The organism is Streptomyces sp. NPDC005151, assembly GCF_053599875.1.
Genome location: NZ_JBSFYR010000084.1, coordinates 26427 through 32862, shown reverse-complemented (window position 1 = coordinate 32862; position 6436 = coordinate 26427). Strand labels below are relative to the sequence as shown.

Below are 6436 nucleotides of genomic sequence, written 5' to 3'. Positions count from 1 at the left end.
GTCGGTCTTCCCCAAGCTCTCGGCTTCGCTCGAGCGGGGGAGACCCCATTCGCTCCGCGTCGCCTCCCTCCTCCGCCTTGGAATCGCACGCACCAGACCGCGTCCGCTTTCCGGTCCGAGGTCCCCCGACAGCCTCTCAGCCGGTCGGACCGTTGCTGGCCAGCGCGTCGGACAGCTCCTTCGCGACCTGCTGCAGGATCGGCACGATCCGTTCCGTCGCCGCCTCCGTCACCCGTCCCGCCGGGCCCGAGATCGAGATCGCGGCCGAGGTGGGGGAGTTGGGTACGGAGACCGCCAGGCAGCGGACCCCTATCTCCTGCTCGTTGTCGTCGACCGCATAGCCCGCCCGGCGGACCTGGTCGAGCGCGTCCAGGAAACCGTCCGGGGTGGTGATCGTCTTCTCGGTGGCGGCCGGCATTCCGGTGCGGGCCAGCAGCGCCCGTACCTCCTCCGGCGGAGTGTGCGCGAGCAGCGCCTTGCCCACCCCGGTGGAGTGCGGGAGCACCCGGCGGCCGACCTCGGTGAACATCCGCATCGAGTGCTTCGACGGCACCTGGGCGACGTACACGATCTCGTCGCCGTCGAGCAGCGCCATGTTCGCGGTCTCGCCGGTCTCCTCGACGAGCCGCGCGAGATACGGGCGGGCCCAGGTCCCGAGCAGCCGCGACGCGGACTCGCCGAGCCGGATCAGGCGCGGGCCGAGGGCATAGCGCCGGTTGGACTGCTGGCGTACGTAGCCGCAGACGACCAGCGTGCGCATCAGCCGGTGAATGGTGGGCAACGGAAGTCCGCTGCTCGCGGAGAGTTCGCTGAGCCCGACCTCGCCCCCGGCGTCGGCCATCCGTTCCAGCAGATCGAAGGCGCGCTCAAGTGACTGCACACCGCCGCTGGAACCGGCGGGTTTGGAGTCGGATGTGCTGGCGTGGGACGGCGGCACGTCAACGGTCCTTTCGAGGCGGAGGGCAAGGCAGCAGCCTACCGGGAGGTTCCCGATCGGCCCACTGCTCCCGGTGCGGCGTCCTGGCCGGTCAGGGCCTGTTTGTCCAGGTGTCCGGGCTCAGCCGGACCGTTCCGCGATGCCGCACCTGGTCCATGCTACGTTCCGCCCTTCGAAATCAGTCTTCTACTTTGTGGAAATCTCCAGTCGGATGTGCGAGTGGTCCGCTTGCTGTCCGGCGAGGAAGGTGGGGTCTTGACGGGCTGGAATCCCGAGTGAAGACTCCTTCAACAGTTCGTTGAATTTCTTCGGTGGCCGTGAGCCCCCGACCATGCGGAAGCGAGGAGCACGGGTGTCCGGTGCGGACGTGAACCTGATACTGCGCTCGACGCGCGTCGTCACCCCCGAGGGGACGCGCCCCGCGGCGGTGGCCGTCGCCGACGGCACGATCGACGCCGTCCTGCCGTACGACACCGAGGTGCCGGCCGGTGCCCGGCTCCAGGACTTCGGCGACGACGTCCTGCTGCCCGGCCTCGTCGACACCCATGTCCACGTGAACGACCCCGGCCGCACCGAGTGGGAAGGCTTCTGGACCGCCACCCGCGCCGCCGCGGCCGGTGGGATCACCACCCTGCTCGACATGCCCCTCAACTCCCTCCCGCCGACCACCACCGTCGGCCATCTGCGTACCAAGCAGCAGGTGGCAGCCGCCAAGGCGCACATCGACACCGGCTTCTGGGGCGGCGCGATCCCGTCCAACGTGAAGGATCTGCGGCCGCTGCACGAGGCCGGGGTCTTCGGCTTCAAGTGCTTCCTGTCGCCCTCCGGGGTCGAGGAGTTCCCGGAGCTCGACCGGGAACAGCTGGCCCGCTCCCTGGCCGAGATCGCCGGCTTCGACGGGCTGCTGATCGTGCACGCCGAGGACCCGCACCACCTGGCGGCCGCGCCGCAGCGCAGCGGACCCGCCTACGCCGACTTTCTCGCCTCCCGGCCGCGCGACGCCGAGAACACCGCCATCGAGAGCCTCATCGCGCACGCCAGGCGGCTGAACGCGCGCATCCACGTCCTGCACCTGTCGTCCAGCGACGCGCTGCCGCTGATCGCTGCCGCCAAGCGGGAGGGCGTACGCGTCACCGTCGAGTCCTGCCCGCACTTCCTCACCCTCACCGCAGAGGAAGTCCCGGACGGGGCGACGGAGTTCAAGTGCTGCCCACCGATCCGGGAAGCCGCCAACCAGGATGCGCTCTGGGCCGGGCTCGCCGACGGCACGATCGACTGCATCGTCTCCGACCACTCGCCCTGCACCGCGGACCTCAAGACGCCGGACTTCGCCTCCGCCTGGGGTGGCATCTCCTCCCTCCAGCTCGGACTGCCCGCCATCTGGACCGAGGCGCGCCGGCGCGGCCACTCGCTCGACGACGTGGTCCGCTGGATGTCCGCCGCCCCCGCCGAGCTGGCCGGACTGGCCCGCAAGGGCGCCATCGAGGCCGGGCGCGACGCCGACTTCGCGGTCCTCGCCCCCGACGACACCTTCACCGTCGATTCCGCCGAGCTCTTCCACCGCAACCAGGTCACCGCCTACGCCGGCAAGACCCTGCACGGTGTCGTGAAGTCGACCTGGCTGCGCGGGCAGCGGATCGCAGCCGACGGCGTCCTCACCGAGCCCACCGGCCGCCTCCTCGAAAGGAACCACTGACCATGACGGCCACAGCGCACTTCACCGGTGACGCCGACCCGTACGGAGGCGGCGACCCGTACGCCGACTACCGCACCGCCGACTTCCCCTTCACCCATCTCGTCGATCTCGCCGACCGGCGGATCGGCGCGGGTGTGATCGCAGCCAACGACGAGTTCTTCGCCGAGCGCGAGAACCTGCTGAAGCCGGGGCCCGCGGAGTTCGACCCGGAGCACTTCGGGCACAAGGGCAAGATCATGGACGGCTGGGAGACCCGCCGCCGCCGCGGCGTCAGCGCCGCGCAGCCGCACCCCTCGGACGGGGACCACGACTGGGCGCTGGTACGGCTCGGCGCGCCCGGCGTCGTACGCGGCATCGTCGTCGACACCGCCCACTTCCGCGGCAACCACCCGCAGGCCGTCTCCGTCGAAGCGGCCTCCGTGCCCGGCTCCCCGTCCCCCGAGGAACTCCTCGCACCGGACGTGAAGTGGACAACCCTCATACCCCGTACGGCCGTCGGCGGCCACGCGGCCAACGGCTTTGCGGTCGACGCCGGCCGACGCGTCACCCATCTGCGGGTCAACCAGCACCCCGACGGCGGGATCGCCCGCCTCCGGGTCTACGGAGAGGTCGCCCCCGACCCCGCCTGGCTGGCCGCCCTCGCCACCTTCGACCTTGCCGCGCTGGAGAACGGCGGCCAGGTCGAGGACGCCTCCGACCGCTTCTACTCCCCGGCCACCAACACCATCCAGCCCGGTCGCTCCCGCAAGATGGACGACGGCTGGGAGACCCGACGCCGCCGCGACAAGGGGAACGACTGGATCCGCTACCGGCTCGCCGCGCAGGCGGAGATCCGGGCCGTCGAGATCGACACCGCCTGCCTCAAGGGCAACTCGGCGGGCTGGGCGAGCCTTTCGGTGCGGGACGGGAAGAGCGGCGACTGGGCGGAAGTCCTGCCGCGGACCCGGCTGCAGCCCGACACGAACCACCGCTTCGTCCTCCCGGAGCCCGTGCGCGCCACGCACGTCCGGATCGACATCTTCCCGGACGGCGGTATCTCACGGCTGCGGCTGTTCGGCTCGCTGACGGAGGAGGGGGCCGCACGACTGGCCGCCCGCCACCAGGAACTGGGCGGCTGACGAGGACGGGCGGCCCTGCCGCCCCTCGCGGGTGGCGGCGCCTGTCACTCCTTCGGGCGCGGCGGCTCCCACCACCCCCTCGGGTGCGCCCGATGCGTCCGCATCCAGGGCTTATGGGACCCTGGGTGCGTCGCACATCCCGAGCAGGAGTTGTCATGATCTTCATCGCCGTCAAGTTCACCGTCCACACCGAAGAGCGCGACAACTGGCTGCCCGCCGTCGAGCCCTTCACCCTCGCCACCCGCCAGGAGCCGGGCAACGTGTTCTTCGAGTGGTCGTACAGCGTCGAGAACCCGGACCAGTTCGTGCTCCTGGAGGCCTTCGCGTCCCCCGAGGCCGGAGAGGCGCATGTGAAGTCCGAGCACTTCGCGGCGGCGATGGACCGGATGGCGGACCTCGTCGCGGTGACCCCGGAGATCATCAATGTCGAGGTTCCGGGCGACGGTTGGTCCCGGATGGCGGAGCTCAAGCCCAGCCGTCAGTAGTCCGTGAGTCCTGACGGTTCAGCGTGCTTTTGCAAGGAACCCCGGCCCTTTGGGCTCGGGAGGAATGCATCCTGAGCCGGGCGGCGCGGAGCGCCGCCGCATCGCTCCGGAATGCTCCCACGGCGAGGGCCGCGCTCAGTCGGGCCGCTTCTGGTTCTCGATGTATTCCTTGACCACCGCCAGTGGAGCACCACCGCAGGAGGCGGCGAAGTAGGAGGGGGACCAGAAGTGGTCGCCCCACAGGTACTTGCGGATGTGGTCGGGGAACTCCTTGCGCAGGTAGTGGGCGGAGACGCCCTTGAGCGAGCCGACGAGGGCGGAGAGCTTGACCTGGGGCGGGTAGTGCACCAGCAGGTGGACGTGATCGGTCTCGCCGTTGAACTCGCGCAGCTCTGCATTGGCCTTCGCGCAGACCTCCCGCATCACCTCCTCGCAGCGGGTCAGGATCTCACCGGTGAAGACGTGACGCCGGTACTTGGGGGTAAAGACCAGATGCGCGTGGAGGGTGTAGTGGTTCCTGGTCGCCACCATCGACATCCCCGAGCCCGAGGTTTTCGAACCGAAGGACTTCATCGGGGTGGACCGGGGCATCGTCAACCTCGCCACCACCTCGGACGCAGACAACCACTCCGGCCGCAGACTCGGCCGCTACCGCAGGTGGCAGGCCCGCAAGAAGGCCGAGATCCAGGCCAGGCGCACCCGCTCGTCCAAGCAGCTCCTCAAAAAGCGTGCCCGCCGCGAGGCGAGGCACGCCACCCACATCAACCACGAGATCTCCAAGCAGACGGTTGCCGTCGCGCAACGCACCGAACGCGGAATCGCCCTCGAAGAACTGAGGGGTATCCGCGAGCGGGTCACGGTTCCTCGCGACCAGCGGGCCCGTCTGTCCTCCTGGCCGTTCCACCAACTCGGTGCATTCCTCGCATACAAGGCCCGCCGGGCCGGAGTGCCGTTCATCGAGGTGGACCCGGCCTACACCTCGCAGCGCTGCCCGCGCTGCGGTCACACCGCGAAGAACAACCGCCCTTCGCGTGATCATTTCTCTTGTCGTCGGTGCGGCCTCGCTGGGCCGGCCGACCACGTCGCCGGGGTCAACGTGCGCAACCGCGCACGCTCGGCGTGGGTATTCGTCAACATGCCCGATCCGCTCCCGGCCCGAGCCGGGAGCGGTAGATGTGACCCGTGACCGCCCTGTCGTAGGGGGCAGTCGGGAGCATAAACAAAGTCGTATCGAACCGAGTCAGCAAGCTCGGTCGTTTACGGCCGAGTAGTTGACAACTCCTCGTGGACATCCGGATCTCTGCCGTACCGCCGCCGCGGACCGGCAGACTTCGGGGCGGAGTACGGATCAGGCCGCGTGGCCGCCGTCCACCACCACCTCCGTACCGGTGATGTACGCCGCTTCGTCACCGGCCAAGTAGGAGATCAGGGAGGCCACTTCAGCCGTCGTACCGAAGCGGTCCAAGGCGGTGCCGGCGCGCTGTCCGGCGGCGTACGGGCCGTCGGCCGGGTTGAGGTCCGTGTCGATCGGGCCGGGCTGGACCAGGTTCACCGTGATGGAGCGCGGGCCGAGCTCATGGGCGAGCGGCTTGGTGAGACCGGCGAGCGCCGACTTGCTCATGGCGTAGAGCGTGCCGCCCGGACCGCCCGCGCGCCTGCTCAGGGCCGTTCCGACGGAGATGATGCGACCGCCGCGCTCCATCCGGGCGGCCGCCGCCCGGCAGGCGAGGAACACCGCCCGGACATTGACGGCCAGCACCCGGTCCACATCGGCCGGGGTGAGTGAGCCGATGGAGCCGAGGACGCCGATGCCCGCGTTGTTGACGAGAATGTCGAGCCGGCCGAACGTGTCCGCGACCTCGTGCACGGCCGCCGGGACCGCCTCGGGGTCGGCCGAGTCGGCGCGCAGGGCGAGCGCCCGGCGGCCGTACGCCTCGATCTTTTGGACGACCTCACGGGCGCCGTCCTCGTCCTGTACATACGTCAGTGCCACATCGGCGCCGTCCTGGGCGAGCCGCAGCGCGGTCGCGGCGCCGATGCCGCGGCTGCCGCCGGTGACGAGTGCGGTCCTGGTGTCGGTGCTGGTCATGGTGGATTCCTTGCCGGTCGGGGCTGCTGTTTCGACAGGGACAAGGAAAGTCCGTTCGCCGCGCGGTGACCGGCGGGAAACGGACGCCTACGCGGCGCACGGCCTCCGCCG

Annotated in this window: 7 protein-coding genes; 4 read left to right on the top strand and 3 right to left on the bottom strand. The window is 70.1% G+C overall.

Features of this window, described 5'->3' with window-relative positions; translation table 11 throughout:
- Nucleotides 1–136: 136 nt before the first annotated feature.
- Nucleotides 137–937 carry an IclR family transcriptional regulator gene (locus tag ACWD6R_RS31750; protein ID WP_451821857.1) on the bottom strand — a complete coding sequence of 267 codons (801 nt, stop codon included), beginning with the start codon at nt 935–937 and terminating at the stop codon, nt 137–139.
- 352 nt (nt 938–1289) lie between these two features.
- On the opposite strand from ACWD6R_RS31750, the gene allB reads away from it, so the two are divergent.
- The 3 genes from allB (at nt 1290) to ACWD6R_RS31735 (ending at nt 4236) form a co-directional block, all read left to right on the top strand.
- Complete coding sequence (gene allB, locus ACWD6R_RS31745) at nt 1290–2633, top strand: allantoinase AllB (protein ID WP_451821856.1); 1344 nt, start codon at nt 1290–1292, stop codon at nt 2631–2633.
- A gap of 2 nt (nt 2634–2635) precedes the next feature.
- Nucleotides 2636–3751: an allantoicase gene (gene alc, locus ACWD6R_RS31740; protein WP_451821855.1), complete on the top strand. Its 1116-nt coding sequence runs from the start codon at nt 2636–2638 to the stop codon at nt 3749–3751.
- A 155-nt stretch (nt 3752–3906) separates the two neighbouring features.
- Nucleotides 3907–4236, top strand: coding sequence for a putative quinol monooxygenase (locus ACWD6R_RS31735; RefSeq protein WP_451821854.1), 330 nt, complete (start codon nt 3907–3909; stop codon nt 4234–4236).
- 135 nt (nt 4237–4371) lie between these two features.
- On the opposite strand, the gene tnpA is transcribed toward ACWD6R_RS31735, so the two are convergent.
- Nucleotides 4372–4773, bottom strand: coding sequence for an IS200/IS605 family transposase (gene tnpA / locus ACWD6R_RS31730; protein WP_451821859.1), 402 nt, complete (start codon nt 4771–4773; stop codon nt 4372–4374).
- Here tnpA and ACWD6R_RS31725 point away from each other — a divergent pair.
- Complete coding sequence (locus ACWD6R_RS31725) at nt 4754–5422, top strand: RNA-guided endonuclease InsQ/TnpB family protein (protein WP_451821858.1); 669 nt, start codon at nt 4754–4756, stop codon at nt 5420–5422. The two genes, tnpA and ACWD6R_RS31725, sit on opposite strands and share 20 nt — an antisense overlap.
- A 162-nt stretch (nt 5423–5584) precedes the next feature.
- Here ACWD6R_RS31725 and ACWD6R_RS31720 read toward each other — a convergent pair whose 3' ends face one another.
- Complete coding sequence (locus ACWD6R_RS31720) at nt 5585–6325, bottom strand: SDR family NAD(P)-dependent oxidoreductase (RefSeq protein ID WP_451821853.1); 741 nt, start codon at nt 6323–6325, stop codon at nt 5585–5587.
- Nucleotides 6326–6436: the final 111 nt, after the last annotated feature.

Bases quoted from the DNA above. Each gene is read 5' to 3' on its own strand.
- tnpA (WP_451821859.1), bottom strand. From the start codon at position 4,773: ATGTCGATGGTGGCGACCAGGAACCACTACACCCTCCACGCGCATCTG.
- ACWD6R_RS31720 (WP_451821853.1), bottom strand. From the start codon at position 6,325: ATGACCAGCACCGACACCAGGACCGCACTCGTCACCGGCGGCAGCCGC.
- alc (WP_451821855.1), top strand. From the start codon at position 2,636: ATGACGGCCACAGCGCACTTCACCGGTGACGCCGACCCGTACGGAGGC.
- ACWD6R_RS31735 (WP_451821854.1), top strand. From the start codon at position 3,907: ATGATCTTCATCGCCGTCAAGTTCACCGTCCACACCGAAGAGCGCGAC.